Source organism: Corynebacterium sp. HMSC28B08, assembly GCF_001806865.1.
Classification (GTDB): domain Bacteria; phylum Actinomycetota; class Actinomycetes; order Mycobacteriales; family Mycobacteriaceae; genus Corynebacterium; species Corynebacterium auriscanis.
Map to the genome: position 1 here is coordinate 108,786 of NZ_KV786167.1, position 15,484 is coordinate 124,269.

The following is a 15,484-nucleotide window of genomic DNA, read 5'->3' on the forward strand; positions in this document are numbered from 1 at the left end:
ACCGCCCAGCGTGGCCCTCAATTCTGCTGCTCAGTTTTGCTACGCCACCAGTCCTACCACCCAGTGGCACACTTAACTCTGCTGTATTTTTGCTCCGAGCGCCTCCAACAGTGCCCGTGCCTTGACCATCGTTTCTTCGAATTCGTCGGATGGATCCGAATCCGCCACGATCGCCCCACCCACTCCGAAGGTCGTGGCGTGTGGCGAGCACACTAACGTGCGAATCACAATGGATAAATCGGCGTATCCATTGGGTGACACCCACCCCACAGCACCTGAATAGAACCCCCGAGGCCGCCGCTCCAATTCTTCGATGATTTCCATGGTGCGAATCTTCGGCGCACCGGTCATTGAACCACCAGGGAAGCACGCGGCCATGCATTCCAACGGGCTCACCCCAGGCTTCAACCGGCCTTCGATTGTGCTCACTAATTGATGCACGTGACTGTAGGACTTTACGGCGAAAATCCTCGGTACCCTCACGCTATCTACCTCACACACTCGCCCCAAGTCGTTGCGTAGTAGGTCGACGATCATCAGGTTCTCGGCGCGGTCCTTTGGGTTGGCTTTTAACTCTCGACGCCTCGCCGCATCTTCATCCGCATTTGCCTCTCGTGGACGGGTTCCTTTGATGGGCTGCGCGGTAACGCGCCCGGCAGTGATCTTCAGAAACTGCTCGGGCGATGCACTCAGAATGTGGAAGGGTGCGTAGTCCGCTATCGGGGGATGGAACTGGAGGTAGGCACCATACGGCACGGGGCTGGTATGTCGCAAAGCGGAGTAGGCATCCCGTGGAGTAATTCCCATCTGCGCGATGCTTGGCCCTTGCGCGGTGTTGGTGAGGCACACCTCGTAGGAATCTCCTCGGGCTATGTATTCCAAGCTGCGGTGGATGGATTCAATGTATTCGGCTTTGGACTGATCCAATACGAATTCGGGCACCCCGGAATTCTGGATGGTGGGGATAGCAGCTGGCCCGGAGTGTGCAGTGGGAGGCTTGGCTGCGGCGCGGTTAGTTGTGACCACGTCGACGGCGGTATCCAGCCACGCATATTGATCGCGCTCTGCTTGGGCTAACCATGCTTGCGGATGTGATTGGCCTTGCGCGGGGAGCACGTCCTGGGCGGGTAGTGCATCCTGCGCGGGCAATAGGAAGAGTAAGTGCGTTTGATGTGTTGTGTGGTCGATGACGACCGCCCGGTCGGTGTAGATGAGGGCTAGGTCGGGGAGGGAGTCACCGGTCTGAAAAGTTCTGGAATCCCCACCGGTGTGGGTTGATTCGGGGTCACCATTGCTGCATGTGGGAGCGGAGCTGGCGAGGGGGTCCACCGCGGATCTCGGGTTGGAGTGACCACGGCGAAGCCACCCAACTAGTCCGGCAGAGTCCACCGCGGAGCGTGGGTTGGTGACTGCATCCGCGTGTGTTCTCAATTCGTACCCAAACGCGCCCACGATACCTAAGGCGAATTGGCAAGGTAGATCAGCGGGGATTTTTACGTGGTAGGAGTCGAGGAGATCCTGTGCCTGGGCGAAGGCGTTGGGGTGGGGGTTGTGGGCGTCAGCAAAAAGAGAGCGAGCGAAGGGACCGGTGCTGTCGCACAGAATGGAGAAGGCGGCACCTGGGGAATCCAGCCAGATGGCGTTGGGCGAGCTGGCGAACAGGGAGTTAAACGTGGAGAAGCTGTCCGCCTCGACTGGCAGCGTGCGGTAGTGCAAGCGCAACGCGAGCCGGGGATTGAGGGAGGAATCCGAATGCTCTGCCACGTGGGGATGGGAGGGATGGTTCGCGAAGCGGTCGGCCGTCATGGTTTCATCCTGCCGTTAGGGGTATAGGCATAGCAAAATCTCGGATTGTGGTGCGGAAAATCCGTGATGAATGGCTCGAACTGATTGATGGATATGGGCATGGCGTAGAGGTATGGGCATGGCAAAACCCCGGGTGTTTTTGTGCGTGCGTCCGCGACGAGCGCGATTGCAGGCTCAAAAGACCCCGGGGTAAGTGAAACGCTATGGGTGCCCGAGGGCGCAGGTGGCGCCTCGGTTCTCGGATACCCGATTACAGGCTGTGGCGGCCACCCTCTTCTGGACCCTTGCCTGGGCCGTCTTCAAGTGGGAACTCTTCGGCGGGATCCTCCGCGCCTTGAACTGGGGCGTCGAATCCAGCATCGTGTGGCATGTCCGCAGGGGTGGGGCCTCCGGTCTTGGGCGCGTTTTGCTTGGGCGCTGCGGCCTTAGGTGCATCAGCCTTGGGAGTATCTGCACCGCCAGGTGCTGCAGGGGCAGCGAAGGAACCGGGATTCACTGGCTTGGGCGTACCCGCGCCGGGGGCAGCAGGCTTGGTTGCGTTAGGGGCGCCGGGGGCGCCTGGAGCGCCTGGAGCAGATGGTGCGGCGGGAGCGGAGGACTTGTTGTCATCGCCAGCTTCAGACTTTTTCTCAGAAACCTTGTTCTTCGCGTCAGCCGCTACATTATCGGCCTTGTCCTTGGCTTCTGCGGCCTTGTCCTGAACCTTGTCCTTAGCATCGGCAGCGACATCCGAAGCCTTATCCTTGGTCTCTGCAGCTTTCTCCTTGGCCACCTCCGCAGCTTCGGAAACCTTGGCGGCAGCGGTGTTCGCAGCGGACTTCGCCTTGTCAGCAGCACCGGTGGGCTTCTGACCTGCGACATCCTGAACCTTAGGCGAGTTCTTTGGAGCCTGCTGGCCACGGCCCTTGGCGATGGCTGCACCAGCAGCTGCCAATGCGCCCAGCAGTAGGACGATCAGGCCCCAGTTCTTGCCCTTCTTGTCGTTCTTCTTTTGCAGCTTGGCGGCCTTCTTCTGAGCCTTTACCGCTGCGCGATTGGTCTTCTTGTTGACCTTGCGATCAAGTTTCTTTCCGCGGCGCAGAGCATCCTTCTTGGCAGCTTTGGCATCCTTAGCGGCCTGTTTTTGAGTCTTACGGGACTTCTTTGCCAGCTCCTTTTGCTTTGCCTCGGTGACCTGGCGAGCGTGTGCAGCGGAATCTGCAACGTTCTTCTGGGTTTCCTCCAAACGATCCGCGGCGGTGTCTCGCAGGTCAGCGGCATTGTCGCGTAGCTTGGCAGCGGTTGCAGCACCAGCGGCGAGTACACCGGACAGATTCTTCTTCGCATCCTCAATCCGAGGTGCAACCTGCTTGTTGTATTTCTTGTTAGCTTGCTTGCGGAGCTTCTTCGCCTGCTTCTGCGCTGCCTTCTGGCGCTTTTGGGAATCCTTATTGGCCTGCTTCTTCAACTTCTTGGAGCGCTTCTGCAGTTCGTTAGTGCGCTCGTTCAGGCGATTGCTGAGGTCCTCGCTACGGCCCTTCGCCTGGGATTGCAGGTCAGCAAGCTGGTTCTGGGCAACGGTTGAGGCATCGGCCAGGCGTGCCGTCGCGTCACCCTTCAGCGCTTGTGCACGGCCCTGCAGCTGTTCTACGCGCGCTTGAGCCTTGGCATTCTTTTTACGCAACTTGTCCTCCTTCTTCCTCGCCGCAGCGAGTTCTTTTTGTTGCTTCTTCGTTAAGGGCTTTCGTACCGACGCCAACTGCGCTACATCGTTTGCGTTCAACTCGGAAGTTTCCGCGCCCTCGGCTACCGCGCGGGCCGCAGCTGCTGCGCGAGCTTTATTGAGGGCCTCAGCAGCGCCATTTTCCTTACGCATCTGCTCTGCTACAGCGTGAACGTGAGCTGGGGACTTGGCGAGTACCAGCTCTCGCTCCGGATCATCCTGCAAGCTCTTACGCAGGGCCTCTAGGGAGTCAAAGTGTTGATTACGAGCCTCATCTTGGCGCTTCTTCAACGCTTGACGTACCTGCTTGGCGCCTCTCAGCGCGAGCCGAAGCGTGGTGGGGTTCATCGGTGCGGTGCTCCTTTAATGGTTATGAATAACTTGCAATCCATACTAGGCACGAAATCGGACATGTGCCGTGAAAATTATCAAAGCGGGTGAAAGGGCCCGCGGGGATGAGTGAGGACAAGAGAGTATGGCAGCAGGCGAAGGAACGGGCGCGACGCGGTCGGCGTCGATAAAAATGACCACCTGCAAGCGTTGTGGGGAACAGATCGGTACAATCGGCCACGTGACTAACAAGACTGCAACCGCAATTCTGCACACTAACCATGGCGATATCGCCATCGACCTGTTTGGCAACCACGCGCCAAAGACGGTTGAGAACTTCGTGGGCCTGTCCAAGGGCACCAAGGAGTACTCGCAGCCAAATGCTGCTGGTGAAAACGAAGGCCCGTTCTACGACGGTGCAATTTTCCACCGCATCATCGATGGCTTCATGATTCAAGGTGGCGACCCAACCGGCACCGGCCGCGGCGGCCCAGGCTACCAGTTCGAGGACGAGTTCCACCCAGAGCTGCAGTTTGATCGCCCATTCCTGCTGGCGATGGCTAATGCGGGCCCAGGCACCAACGGCTCTCAGTTCTTCATTACGGTGACGGCAACTCCGCACCTGAACAACCGTCACACCATCTTCGGTGAGGTCACCGACAAGGAATCCCAGAAGGTCGTGGCCAAGATTTCCCGCGTATCCACCGGCCGTATGGATCGCCCAGTGGATGACGTTGTGATCGAATCTGTGGAGATCCAGGAGTAATTCCCCTGAACTCCATTAAGGAATTCTTTAAAGGCGCCCCGCTCACCGCGGGGTTTTGCTTTGCCTGCATCGCGGTATTTGTGGCGGAAGTCATCACCTCGGGCAGTGTGATTAGCCCGCTGGGCAATCGCGGCGAGGGCATTGGCTGGCAAATGGTCTTTGATCCGGGTTTCGTAAGGGCCTACGACCAGTGGTACCGCGTATTCTCGGCCACCTTCGTCCATCTGGATATAGGGCACCTGCTGCTCAATTTGCTGATGATTGCTCTTGTGGGTCGCGAAGTCGAACGCGCTTACGGCTGGGTTGTGATTCTGGCCTTGATTATCGCGTGCTCTATTGGTGGGGCGCTATTCGTGTGGTGGATGCAACCGCTGTCTGCAGTGGGTGGAGCATCGACCTTCGGATATGGTTTGTTCGCGATGTTGTTGCTGCTGTCATCCGCCCGCGGACAGGGACTGGCGGGCCCTGCGGTGTTGTTGGGCGTGAATCTGATGTACAGCATGATGCTGACCAGTGTCTCCCTGTGGGGGCACATTGGTGGCCTGGTGGGTGGCGCGGTTGTGGCACTGGCCTTGCGTGTTCGCGGGGTTGGCCCGCGCAGTTGACCAGTTCTCCCGGTACCTATTGACCCAGGGGGAAGTTGCGTGGCTACTTCCACCCCATCGTCATCAGCAGGCCAATAATCATCAGTGCAAAGCCGATCAGGTAATTCCACGCGTGCAGCGCACTCATGAACGGAATCTTGTCACCGGCGATGTAGTTCACAACCAGCCAGGCCAGCCCCAGGATCATCAAGCCCAGCATCAAGACCACATACCAGCGCGGTGTGCCGGTGGAATTCAGCTTGACCGGGGTGCGCCGCTCCGTGGGGCTTGTGGGAGCCGAGTAGTTCTCGCTACCGCTATTGACCTTTGACTTCGGCATGGGTTCTCCTAAATTCGCCAGGTTAGTTGTACTCCGGTGATTCTAGCAGCACCCTGGACACGCTAGAATCGCACGCATGCGCATCCTCGTCATCGATAACTTCGATAGCTTCGTCTACAACTTGGTGCAATACGTTGGCCAACTTGGGTTCACCGGCGAGGAATGCACGGTGTGGCGCAACAATGCTGCGGAATTGGGGGATACTTCCGAGCAGTTGCGATCTACTCTTTCTTTATTCGACGCCGTCCTCGTTTCCCCCGGGCCTGGTGAACCTGAGGCCGCTGGTCGCACGTTGGAGGTCATTGAGGCCTGCACGCAGCTGCGCAAACCGTTGTTCGGGGTGTGTTTGGGCCACCAGGCCATTGGGCAGCACTTCGGGGCAAAGGTCGTTCGTGCCGATGAGCTTTTCCACGGCAAAACCTCGCCGGTCACCCACGATGGGACGGGGGTGTTGCAGAATATTCCTAGCCCCTTCCGCGTCACGCGTTACCACTCTCTGACGGTTGATCCGGCTACGGTTCCTGACGAGCTCATTGTCACCGCGCATTCGGATTCGGGCATGATCATGGCCATGCGGCACCGTGATCTGCCTATTCACTCGGTACAGTTCCATCCCGAATCTGTGATGACACAGTATGGTCACCGCATGCTAGCCAATTGGCTGGCGGAGGTCGAGGGTGCAGAATTAGATGAATCCCGCGTGCAGCAGTTGGTCACTGATCAGTTGCGGGTGACCGGTGCCATCAGCGCTGAATCGCACATGCTTTGATGCGACTGCCACCCTGGGTCTAGGGGTGGAGGGAGCCGGTGGCGGTCGCAGGTTCGACCTGGTGTTAAGGCAAGAGGTCGAATACGTATACGCGTACCTCGATGGAGGTATTTCTTTTCACAACCTCACCTGCATGGACCGATTGGCCAGCAACCTCATCCTGGCGGACGAGCTCCCGTGTCTTGACGTTCTTGCGCGTGACATCCGATGGAGATCCGCGCCAGCCGGCCTGTTGCAGCAGCGATAGGACTTGGGAGTACTTCTTGCCCTCTAAGCTCGGCATCCGGAACATATTGCCCTTGGATACTTCCAGCTTGATGGTGCTGCCCTTCTTCAGCTCCGAGCCTTCGCCAGAAGCCGACAAAACCTTGCCCTCTTCCTCCATGGAATCAATGCCGGTTTCCTCCACTGTAAAGCCAGCGGACTCCAAGTTCTTGCGTGCGGTATCGGCATCCTGACCAGTGACGACCGGAACACGAACTTTCTCCTGGCCTGTGGATACCGTGATGGTTACTTTCGTGCCCACGGAGACCTGCGAGCCCTGCGCTGGGTTCTGACTAATCACTTGGCCAGCCGGAACCTCGTCACTGGATTCCTCCTGCACAGTCGGGTTCAGCTTCAGCTTCGCTTTCTTCAACGCGTTGCTTGCCTCTTCGGTGGTCATGCCCGTCAGGTCAGGGGTATCGGTAATCTCACGACCAGAGGAGATTACCAGTGTGATCGCAGTGCCGTTCGGCACCGTGGAATTCGGTCCAGGCTTGGTGGTGATGGCATTGCCCCGGGGGATTTCTGGATGGGTAGCCTCCGTCACCCGCACGTCAAAGCCCGCATCGTGTAGGCGCGTTTCGGCGTCCTGGCGGCTGAGGTTTTTAACATCGGGCACTTTCACTTTTGGTGCAGGTGCCGCTGTCGACGATTGCTGATTGCGCTCGCTGAGGAAGTGGTAGCCGGCGTAACCCAGTCCACCTAGCAGCCCCAAGGTAAGTAGCGTGATTAGAGCTGGCTTCCAGAAACCGCGGCGTTGTTCATCTTCGTAGTACTCGTCGTACTCGTCGTAGCCATCGTCGTAATCGTCTGGGTAGCTTTCGTCGTGGCTATCGTAGCGGCCGGGCTCGCTGTAGCTGGCGTTGTTGTAAGGCCCACCGTTGTACTCGCCGTAGCCACCCTGATCGCCGTTGTTGTAACCAGGGGCTTGTTGGGGGTTTGACGCCCCAGAGGCGCCGTGGGCCGCATTTGCGCCCATAACTGCCCCTGCTGCTCCGGCGGCTCCGGCTGCCGCACCCGCGGCGGGCATGACGGAGGTTGACGTATCGTCGTCTGCATAGGTCTGTGCCACTAGGGGCAGCTGGTCCTCCGATAGGCGGCGTAGATCCGTTGCCATTTGCTGGGCATCGTCGTAGCGATCGGCCGACGCTTTCGCCATGGCCGTCAGGATGATCGAATCCAGCGAGAGGGCCTCGCGCTTAGATAGGTGCATCCCGGGAACTGAACTGGGCGCCATCGGATCGTCTTGAACGTGCTGAAATGCCACCGAGAAAGGTGATTCACCCTGGAAAGGGGGCTGGCCAGTGGCCAGTTCGAAGAACACGCATCCGGCGGCGTAGATATCGGAACGGGAATCCGCCGATTTGCCACGTGCCTGCTCTGGTGACAGATATTGCGCGGTGCCAATAACGGCAGCGGTCTGGGTCATGGCTGCCGAAGAATCGCTAAGAGCACGGGCGATGCCAAAGTCCATGACCTTCACTGCGCCGGTGTTCGTGATCATGATGTTGGCGGGCTTGATGTCGCGGTGGATGATGCCCGCTTCGTGGCTAAAGTGCAGTGCCTCGCATACCGAAGACATCACTTTCGCGGCATCAGTCAGCCGCATCTTCCCCTCGTCGTGCATGATATCGCGCAACGTTTCCCCGTTGACGCGCTCCATGACGATATAGGGAACGGACCCGTCTTCCTCAGATGTCTGACCGGTATCGTAGACCGCCACGATGGCGGGATGATTCAGTTTGGCGGCATTTTGTGCTTCGCGACGGAACCGTTCTAGGAAGGTTTGGTCGCGTGCCAAATCCGGCCGCATCATCTTCACAGCCACATCTCGCCCCAGCAGTTCATCGGTTGCGGCGTAGACGTCGGACATGCCACCGGTGCCGATCTTGGCCCCTAAGCGGTAGCGGCCGCCGAGGGTGGTGCCGGTTCGCTCCACGGGATGACTCCTTGTTCTCTACTTACTCTCGATGGGACTGATTGGGTGTGGGGAAAGTGATGAATCACGGGGTTGGACAGTTGCAGTTTTTCTATATTAGTTGACGCTGGTAGCTAAACCTAGTTGCATCTCCCACATTATTCACATTATTCACACCAGCAACGACAATTGGGGCGAACGCATCGTGTTGACCATAAAATCCATGGGCGCCTGCCACCGTGGCGGTTGGTTGGACCCGGTTTCCGGTCAATCCTTCGGCCGTGCTGGTCGTGCCACCACCGGTTGAATTCGTTGAATTCTCGCCGGTATTCCCGTTTCCGTTGGCTTGAGTATTACCACCCGCGTTTGGATTGGCATTACCCGGAACATTGCCCGGCGCATCGTCATTGCCATTGCCTTGCCCGGGCCCACCGTTGGTGTTTCCGGGGTTCGTGCCACTATTGCCCTGACCGGGTTGGGATGTACCTCCCGGTTGAGGTGCGGGCTGGGAGCCCTCGGGCCGATCAGACGGGCGGGAATCCTGATTTCCGTCCCGCGGCGTGGAGGTATCCGTGGGAGATTCACGATCTCCGTTGCCCCGATTGCCCCGGTTATCACTTGACCAGCCGTTATCTTCCCCGCCACTACCTTCATCATCACCATTCGGCAGGCCCGGGAGCGGATTGTTGGGTGTTGGGTCATCGGTTGAGCTGCCGGGAGGGGTCACACGGCTTGTAATAGTGCGCGTTTGCGTACCCGGCGCCTTATCGTTGCCATCGCCAAGTAACAGGTATCCGGCTACACCCACGGCCAAAGCAGCCAACAATCCCATAATGACCAGTGGGGCTGAGGTGCTTTTCTTTTGCGCAGGGCGCTGCGGTTCCGCCGGAGTGGCAGTTACCCGCCCCTGAGGTGGCCGGGGGTGGCTGGGCCCGGGGTGGCGTCGGGAAGAAGCTGCTGCACCCGTGGCTGCCATAGAAGGGCCCTGCACTGGCGGAACCCTGGTACCTGGGCCATGGGCGACCGCGCCCAATTGTTCGGTGAGCGGATGATCGGCGTAATCCTCCACTGCTGGAACCCGGTGCGGTTGGGGAGGCCGTTGCCCTTCGGCAACGAGGACGGTTGCGGCGGCCAGTTCCTCGCCATCGGCGTAGCGCGCGTCGGGGTTCTTGCGCAGGCAGATCCCGATCAGTTCCCGCATATTCTGCCCCACGGTATCGGGCAACGGCCGTGGGTCTTCAGAGATGTGTTTAATTGCCACCGAGACGGTGGATTCTCCCTGGAAGGGCCTCTCGCCAGCCAGGATCTCGTAACCGACCACACCCAGGGAATAGATGTCCGAAGCCGGGCCCACGGGATTGCCCTGGGCCTGTTCCGGGGAGACATACTGGGCAGTGCCGACCACCATGCCCGTGCGTGTCAGCGGCACCGCCGCTGCAGCCTTGGCGATGCCCAAGTCCGTGACCTTCACCACACCATCGGAAGTAATCAGTAGGTTGCCCGGTTTGATATCGCGGTGGACCATCCCTGTCGCGTGAATTACCTGTAGACCTCGGGCAGTTTGAGCCATGATGTCCAAAACCAGCGGCTCGGGCAGCGTGCGCTCGCGATTGAGAACATCCGCCAGCGATTCACCGCTCACGTATTCCATGATGATGTAGCAGAACACCGCACCGTGATCGCGTACTTCACCGTAGTCGTAAGTGGCTACCACGTTGGGGCTATTCAGCTGCTCGGCGGCACTGGCCTCGTTGCGAAACCGCGTGCGGAATTCCTCGTTTTCGGTGTACTCCGGCTTCAGGATCTTCACGGCGACATCGCGCTGGTGTTCCGTATCGCGCGCCAGCCACACGGTGGACATGCCACCGCGGCCGATGATCCAGTTCAGCTCGTAGCGCGATCCGAGCAGCCTTTGTACCCGCTCGAAATCGGTCCGATCCGGCTGGAGGTTGTGCTCTGCATCAGCTGAATTCTCTAATCCGGGTGAATTGCCGGAACCGCTATTGCGTCGATTATGTGGGTCAGTCATGGTTACTTCAGCTCCTGCCTGGCCGCATTGATGACTTCGCGCCCAATTGGGCCGGCAACTGAACCACCAGTTGCCGCCTGGCCACGGTCACCACCATTTTCCACGAGCACTGCTACTGCGACATCCGCTTGGGTGGAAAAAGCGATATACCAGGCATGCGGGTTAGAGTTTCGCGAATCCTCGCCGTGTTCTGCAGTACCGGTCTTTGATGCAATTGTGCTGTCCTGTCCACCCGCGTAGCTCTCCGCCTGCAACATCATCTTCGTTAGTTGGTCGGCGGTTTCCCTTGGCATGGCATCGCCTGCCTTCTTCGGCTTCGTGGACTTCAATGTCTTCAAGTCGGAACCGGTGATCTTTTTGATCAGGTGAGGTTCCATCCGTTTGCCACCGTTGGCCACCGTAGCTGCGATCACAGCGTTTTGCAGCGGGGTCAGGGCCGCATCGCGCTGTCCAATTGACGTTTGACCTAGCGCGGCATCGTCAGGGATCTCGCCCAAGGTTGACTTCTGCACGGGCAGACCTACGTCGTCCATCTCTTCGCCCACACCGAATCCCTTGGCCGCCTTGCGTAGTGCATCGGCACCGTGCCGGGTGGAAAGATCCACGAACGCGGTATTGCAGGACCGGCGGAAGGCTTCCATCAACGTGACCTGTCCACCGCCACCGCAGGAGGTGCCTCCGTAGTTCTCCAGGGTGGCAGCAGTCCCTGGCAAGGTGATTTGGTTGGCGCCGGTGACCATCGTGTTTTCATTATCGCCGGCCATCAGTGCGGCCGCAGTGGTCACGACCTTGAAGGTGGATCCAGGGGGCTGGGTCTGTTGCGTGGACCGGTTGAGCAACGGGGCATTGTCGCTGTTCGACAACTGTGCGAAATTGGCCTCGGCTTGGTTCGGATCATCGGTTACGATCTCGGATGGGTTGAAGCTGGGGGTGCTGGCCATCGCTAGGATCTCGCCATTGCTTGGGCGAATCGCCACGACCGAACCGGAATAACCGCGGTTCGCCAACTGCTCGTAGGCCACTTTCTGCACATTCGGCAATAGGGTGAGGTCCACGTTCGCACCCTTGACTTCCTTACCCGTTAGCGAGTCCCACGCGCGCCGGGCGAACAGTGAATCGTCGGTGCCGTTCAGGATCGAATTCTGGCTGGCTTCTAACCCCGAAGCGCCAAACCGATCGGAAAAGTATCCGACCACGGCCCCGTACTGTGCCGGGTTCGTAGGGTAGTACCGGTGGTAGTACCCATCCTCATCTGCCTCGGAGCGCGCAACAATTTGGCCCCCTGCGGTGATCTGCCCGCGTTCTTGCGATTTCGCTTTGAGGTATTGGCGCGCATTGCGCGGATTCTCCGCCAGGCTCTCGTGCTGGAAGGCTTGGATATACGTCAGGTTGGCAATCAACGCCACAATTAACAGCGCCGAGAAAATGGTTACGGCACGGATGGAGCGGTTCATGGTTGGTAGCCCCCGTTCCACTTGGCTTGGTTGGGTAATTCTTCTTGACGCCCCGCGCCCACCACCGGCTGGTGATTAGTTGCACCATCGTTTGGTTCCAATTCAGCGGGTGCGTAGCCGTCCCTCGCAGCGCCAGCCGCGTGGGCAGGGGCGGGTTCAGGGGAATAAGCGGCGTCGGAAATCCGCAAAATAATGGCCAACAAGATGTAGTTCGCTAGCAAGGAGGAACCACCGTGGGCCAGGAAGGGAGTGGTGAGGCCCGTCATGGGCAGGAGGCGGGAGATTCCACCGGTGACCACAAAAACTTGTACGGCGATGGTCAGGGACAAACCAGCAGCAACGAGCTTGCCGTAGGAATCCTTGACTAGCATGGCGCTGGTGAATCCGCGCGAGACGAAGAAAGCGTACAGGATCAGTACCGCGGCAAGGCCGATCAGTCCGAGCTCTTCGCCAATAGCGGCCAGAATGAAGTCCGAGTGCGCGACGGGGACTTGAAAGGGGTAGCCGGAACCTAAGCCGGTACCGGTCACTCCACCAAAGGACATGCCGAAAAGTGCTTGGGCGAGCTGGAATCCCTTGTCGTCATAGTTGCCGATGGGGTCGACGAAGTTTGCCACCCGGTCTTGAATCTTTGCAGAAACTTGGTAAACGGCCACGGCACCGATGGCGGCTAGGCCGAGGCCCAGAACCAGCCAAGAGGCGCGGTTGGTGGCGATGTACAACATGCCTAGGACGGTGCCGAACAGCAACAAGGCCGGGCCGAAGTCGTTCATCGCAGCCATGATGACCAGCGCGATACCCCATACGAGCAGCAGGGGGCTGAGGTCACGTAAGCGCGGGAATTGCAGACCGAGGAATGATTTGCCTGCCACATTGAATAGGCGGCGCTTGTTGACCAGGAGGGTGGCGAAGAACAGCAGCAGAAGGATCTTCGAGAATTCCCCGGGCTGGATGGAAAATGGGCCAATGCTGATCCACACGCTGGCATCGGCGTTGAGGCTGGTGGGCCACACGGTTGGCAAGGCCAGCAGAATTAAGCCCGCCAGACCCATGAGATAGGAATAGTTTTGCAGTCGCCGGTGATCGCGCAGGAATACAAGAACGGCGCACATCATGGCCACGCCGATGACCGTCCACATGACCTGGGACTTCGCCAGGCTCCTGTCCGAAGCCAGGTCCAAACGGTAAATCATCACCAATCCCACGCCGTTGAGTAGAGCCGCGATCGGCAGCATGATTTGATCTGAATTCGGCGCGATCCAGCACATCACCGTGTGGGCGATGAGGAATACCAAGAAGAATCCGCCAACCAGGGCGAAAATGTCGGAACCGATCTGGTTACCTTGGGACAGTTCCAGCGCCACGATGGCGATCATTAACACGAGCGCGGCGAGTACCAGCAGGCCGGCTTCTAGTCGTCGTGAAAACAGTTTCATGTGTTACTTCACCTCACGGCACGACACACCAGGGGTGGTCAGGTCGGAGTTTTCGGCGGCGTTGCGGGAGTCAGACGGTTTGTTGTTGGCGGTGGGCTTGGTCGATTCGGAAGCGCTAGTGGATTCCGAAGCATTGTTCTTATCCGCCGGAGAGCTGGAGTTAGCCTCGGGCGGCTTCCGGTCCGAATCGCGCTTGACACACACCGGGAGAGTTTGCTCTGCAAGGCGCTGGACTTGCTGCGAGACCTCGTCGTAGTTGCCCTCCGGCAGGCTGGCCAATACACCGCGAGCTGCGGGTGTGAGGTCTGCGGTGTTGAAGCGGTGGCAGGAATCATCGGAGTTGGCGGGCAATAGTCGCACTGCCGCGTCCTCATCTAGGCACACGTCGTGATACCGATTTTTCAGGGATATCCCCAGGATCGTTGCATCTGCACCGTTGTTGACCACGATCTGGTCACCATCTTCGGCGACGAAGTAGTTGTCGCGGATCTTGTTGTATCCCAGCAGACCTCCGATGCCGAGCAGAGCCAGCACCAGGAGAATCCCGATGACGGTGACGAAAGGGAAGCGCTTATTTTTCTTTCTCGCCTGAGCCCGCGCTTCGGAGGGGTCAGGCTCAGATTTTTTTGTCGACGCCCCGTGCCTCGGCTTAGCGTTGACCACTTGCACACTTGCTGCGCGCGAGGCAGGGGAGTTCGGGCGGGGCATTTCCTCGGTCTCACCGGCAATGGCGCCAGCAAGGACCTCGTTGGCGGGCAATGTGATGTTTTCGTCGACCGCGCGGTTGGTCTCGGGGTCGAATTCCACCACGTCGGCCACAACCACGGTGACGTTATCCGGGCCTCCACCACGCAGCGCCATCTCAACGAGGCGACGGGCGGCTTTCTTGGGGCTGTCGATCGACAGGATCTCGCGGATCGTGTCGAAGCTCACTGGGTCGGATAACCCATCGGAGCACAGCAGGTAGCGATCACCGATCTGGGCGGAGCGGTAGTTGATTGTGGGCTCCACGGGCCGGCCGTTGAGCGCTTTGAGAATAAGGGAGCGCTGGGGGTGGCTGCTGACATCCTCGGGGTCCAGCTTGCCTTCGTCCACCAGGGATTGCACGAAGGTATCGTCCTTGGTGATCTGAGTGAGTTCACCATCGCGCAGCAGGTAACCGCGTGAATCACCAACGTGGCATACACACACTTCGTCACCGCGGAAGAGCAGTGCGGACAGCGTGCATCCCATGCCTTCTAGGGTGGGGTTTTCCTCTACGTGCGCGGCGATTTGGTTGTTGCCGTCTTCCATCGCGGTGGCCAAGAGGGTGCCGAGGCGCTCATGGTGGCTGGGTTCATCGATTAGTGGTGAATCCAGCGGACGCAGCGAATCGATGAGGAACTGTGAGGCTACTTCACCGGCGGCGTGGCCACCCATGCCGTCGGCCAGCGCCAGCAGGCGGGGGCCGGCGTACGCGGAGTCTTCGTTGTTGGCGCGCACTAGGCCTCGGTCGGAGCAGGCCGCGAAGTTGAGAGTGCGGGCGGGGGAGGAGCTGTGGGTCATGCTTCCATCCTCACGTTGGTTTGGCCGATACGAACTTCGGCGCCCGCGCTGAGGCGTTCGAGTTGATCGATGCGTTGATTATTGAGCCACGTTCCATTGCGCGAATCTAGGTCTTCTATGAACCAGTCCGATCCGCGATTAATGAGGCGCGCGTGGCGGCCGGAAGCGAAATCGTCTTCCAGCACAAGGGTGCAATCCTGCGAGCGGCCTAGCGTGACCTCGTTGTATCCCTGCAGGTTCAGGTAGGTGCCGGTGAGGGGACCGGAGATGAGCGTAAGGGCCCCCGGAGCCTTGGCGCGGCGGAACCCCCGGCCAATTCCGGGACCACTCGGCTGCTCTCCACCCATTCCGCCTCCGGGGATAGCTGGCGCGGCAGCGACGGGAGCGGCACCGGCGTGCAAGCCCGACGCACGGTTCGCCTCCTTGCGCAAAGCGCGAACGCTCATCCAAATGAAAAACCACAGTAGGATAAGCAGAGCGACCTTCGCCAGGAGCAGCAGGGTAGTCTGCACAGGATTCAACCTCTCGTTGGTGGCAACCG

At 59.2% G+C, this 15,484-nt stretch carries 12 protein-coding genes; 3 read left to right on the forward strand and 9 right to left on the reverse strand.

Annotated elements, in window-relative coordinates; translation table 11 throughout:
- Window positions 1-72: 72 nt before the first annotated feature.
- Window positions 73-1,806 (reverse strand): aminodeoxychorismate synthase component I, encoded by a 1,734-nt coding sequence (gene pabB, locus HMPREF3098_RS06305; protein ID WP_070434417.1) that lies wholly within the window; start codon window positions 1,804-1,806, stop codon window positions 73-75.
- 250 nt (window positions 1,807-2,056) lie between these two features.
- Complete coding sequence (locus HMPREF3098_RS06310) at window positions 2,057-3,856, reverse strand: YtxH domain-containing protein (RefSeq protein WP_070434418.1); 1,800 nt, start codon at window positions 3,854-3,856, stop codon at window positions 2,057-2,059.
- A 223-nt stretch (window positions 3,857-4,079) separates the two neighbouring features.
- Here HMPREF3098_RS06310 and HMPREF3098_RS06315 point away from each other — a divergent pair, with 223 nt between their 5' ends.
- Window positions 4,080-4,604 carry a peptidylprolyl isomerase gene (locus HMPREF3098_RS06315; protein WP_035114643.1) on the forward strand — a complete coding sequence of 175 codons (525 nt, stop codon included), beginning with the start codon at window positions 4,080-4,082 and terminating at the stop codon, window positions 4,602-4,604.
- 80 nt (window positions 4,605-4,684) lie between these two features.
- Window positions 4,685-5,209: a rhomboid family intramembrane serine protease gene (locus HMPREF3098_RS06320; RefSeq protein ID WP_083284227.1), complete on the forward strand. Its 525-nt coding sequence runs from the start codon at window positions 4,685-4,687 to the stop codon at window positions 5,207-5,209.
- Window positions 5,210-5,252: 43 nt separating this feature from the next.
- Here the strand turns inward: HMPREF3098_RS06320 and crgA are convergent, their stop codons facing one another.
- A complete protein-coding gene (crgA, locus tag HMPREF3098_RS06325) occupies window positions 5,253-5,528 on the reverse strand; it encodes a cell division protein CrgA (RefSeq protein ID WP_070434420.1) in 276 nt (91 codons plus the stop codon).
- Between the two features lie 76 nt (window positions 5,529-5,604).
- Between crgA and HMPREF3098_RS06330 the strand changes: the two genes are divergently transcribed.
- Entirely contained in the window at window positions 5,605-6,297 is a 693-nt protein-coding gene (locus HMPREF3098_RS06330; protein ID WP_070434421.1) for an anthranilate synthase component II, read from the forward strand.
- 64 nt (window positions 6,298-6,361) lie between these two features.
- On the opposite strand, the gene pknB is transcribed toward HMPREF3098_RS06330, so the two are convergent.
- The 6 genes from pknB to HMPREF3098_RS06360 form a co-directional block, all read right to left on the reverse strand.
- Window positions 6,362-8,500 (reverse strand): Stk1 family PASTA domain-containing Ser/Thr kinase, encoded by a 2,139-nt coding sequence (gene pknB / locus HMPREF3098_RS06335; RefSeq protein WP_070434422.1) that lies wholly within the window; start codon window positions 8,498-8,500, stop codon window positions 6,362-6,364.
- A gap of 91 nt (window positions 8,501-8,591) precedes the next feature.
- The gene (locus HMPREF3098_RS06340) at window positions 8,592-10,508 is read right to left on the reverse strand and encodes a serine/threonine-protein kinase (RefSeq protein ID WP_083284229.1); all 1,917 of its coding nucleotides are present in this window, start codon (window positions 10,506-10,508) and stop codon (window positions 8,592-8,594) included.
- Between the two features lie 2 nt (window positions 10,509-10,510).
- Window positions 10,511-11,962, reverse strand: a complete 1,452-nt coding sequence (locus HMPREF3098_RS06345; RefSeq protein WP_070434423.1) for a penicillin-binding transpeptidase domain-containing protein — start codon at window positions 11,960-11,962, stop codon at window positions 10,511-10,513.
- Window positions 11,959-13,398 carry an FtsW/RodA/SpoVE family cell cycle protein gene (locus HMPREF3098_RS06350; RefSeq protein WP_070434424.1) on the reverse strand — a complete coding sequence of 480 codons (1,440 nt, stop codon included), beginning with the start codon at window positions 13,396-13,398 and terminating at the stop codon, window positions 11,959-11,961. The genes HMPREF3098_RS06345 and HMPREF3098_RS06350 overlap by 4 nt, the downstream gene beginning before the upstream one ends.
- 3 nt (window positions 13,399-13,401) lie before the next feature.
- Complete coding sequence (locus HMPREF3098_RS06355; protein ID WP_070434425.1) at window positions 13,402-14,943, reverse strand: PP2C family protein-serine/threonine phosphatase; 1,542 nt, start codon at window positions 14,941-14,943, stop codon at window positions 13,402-13,404.
- Entirely contained in the window at window positions 14,940-15,455 is a 516-nt protein-coding gene (locus HMPREF3098_RS06360; protein WP_070434426.1) for an FHA domain-containing protein FhaB/FipA, read from the reverse strand. The genes HMPREF3098_RS06355 and HMPREF3098_RS06360 overlap by 4 nt, the downstream gene beginning before the upstream one ends.
- Between the last annotated feature and the right edge of the window lie 29 nt (window positions 15,456-15,484).

Coding starts and splice junctions, on each gene's coding strand:
- HMPREF3098_RS06345 (WP_070434423.1), bottom strand. CDS start 11,962: ATGAACCGCTCCATCCGTGCCGTAACCATTTTCTCGGCGCTGTTAATT.
- pabB (WP_070434417.1), bottom strand. CDS start 1,806: ATGACGGCCGACCGCTTCGCGAACCATCCCTCCCATCCCCACGTGGCA.
- HMPREF3098_RS06330 (WP_070434421.1), top strand. CDS start 5,605: ATGCGCATCCTCGTCATCGATAACTTCGATAGCTTCGTCTACAACTTG.
- crgA (WP_070434420.1), bottom strand. CDS start 5,528: ATGCCGAAGTCAAAGGTCAATAGCGGTAGCGAGAACTACTCGGCTCCC.
- HMPREF3098_RS06355 (WP_070434425.1), bottom strand. CDS start 14,943: ATGACCCACAGCTCCTCCCCCGCCCGCACTCTCAACTTCGCGGCCTGC.
- HMPREF3098_RS06350 (WP_070434424.1), bottom strand. CDS start 13,398: ATGAAACTGTTTTCACGACGACTAGAAGCCGGCCTGCTGGTACTCGCC.
- HMPREF3098_RS06340 (WP_083284229.1), bottom strand. CDS start 10,508: ATGACTGACCCACATAATCGACGCAATAGCGGTTCCGGCAATTCACCC.
- HMPREF3098_RS06310 (WP_070434418.1), bottom strand. CDS start 3,856: ATGAACCCCACCACGCTTCGGCTCGCGCTGAGAGGCGCCAAGCAGGTA.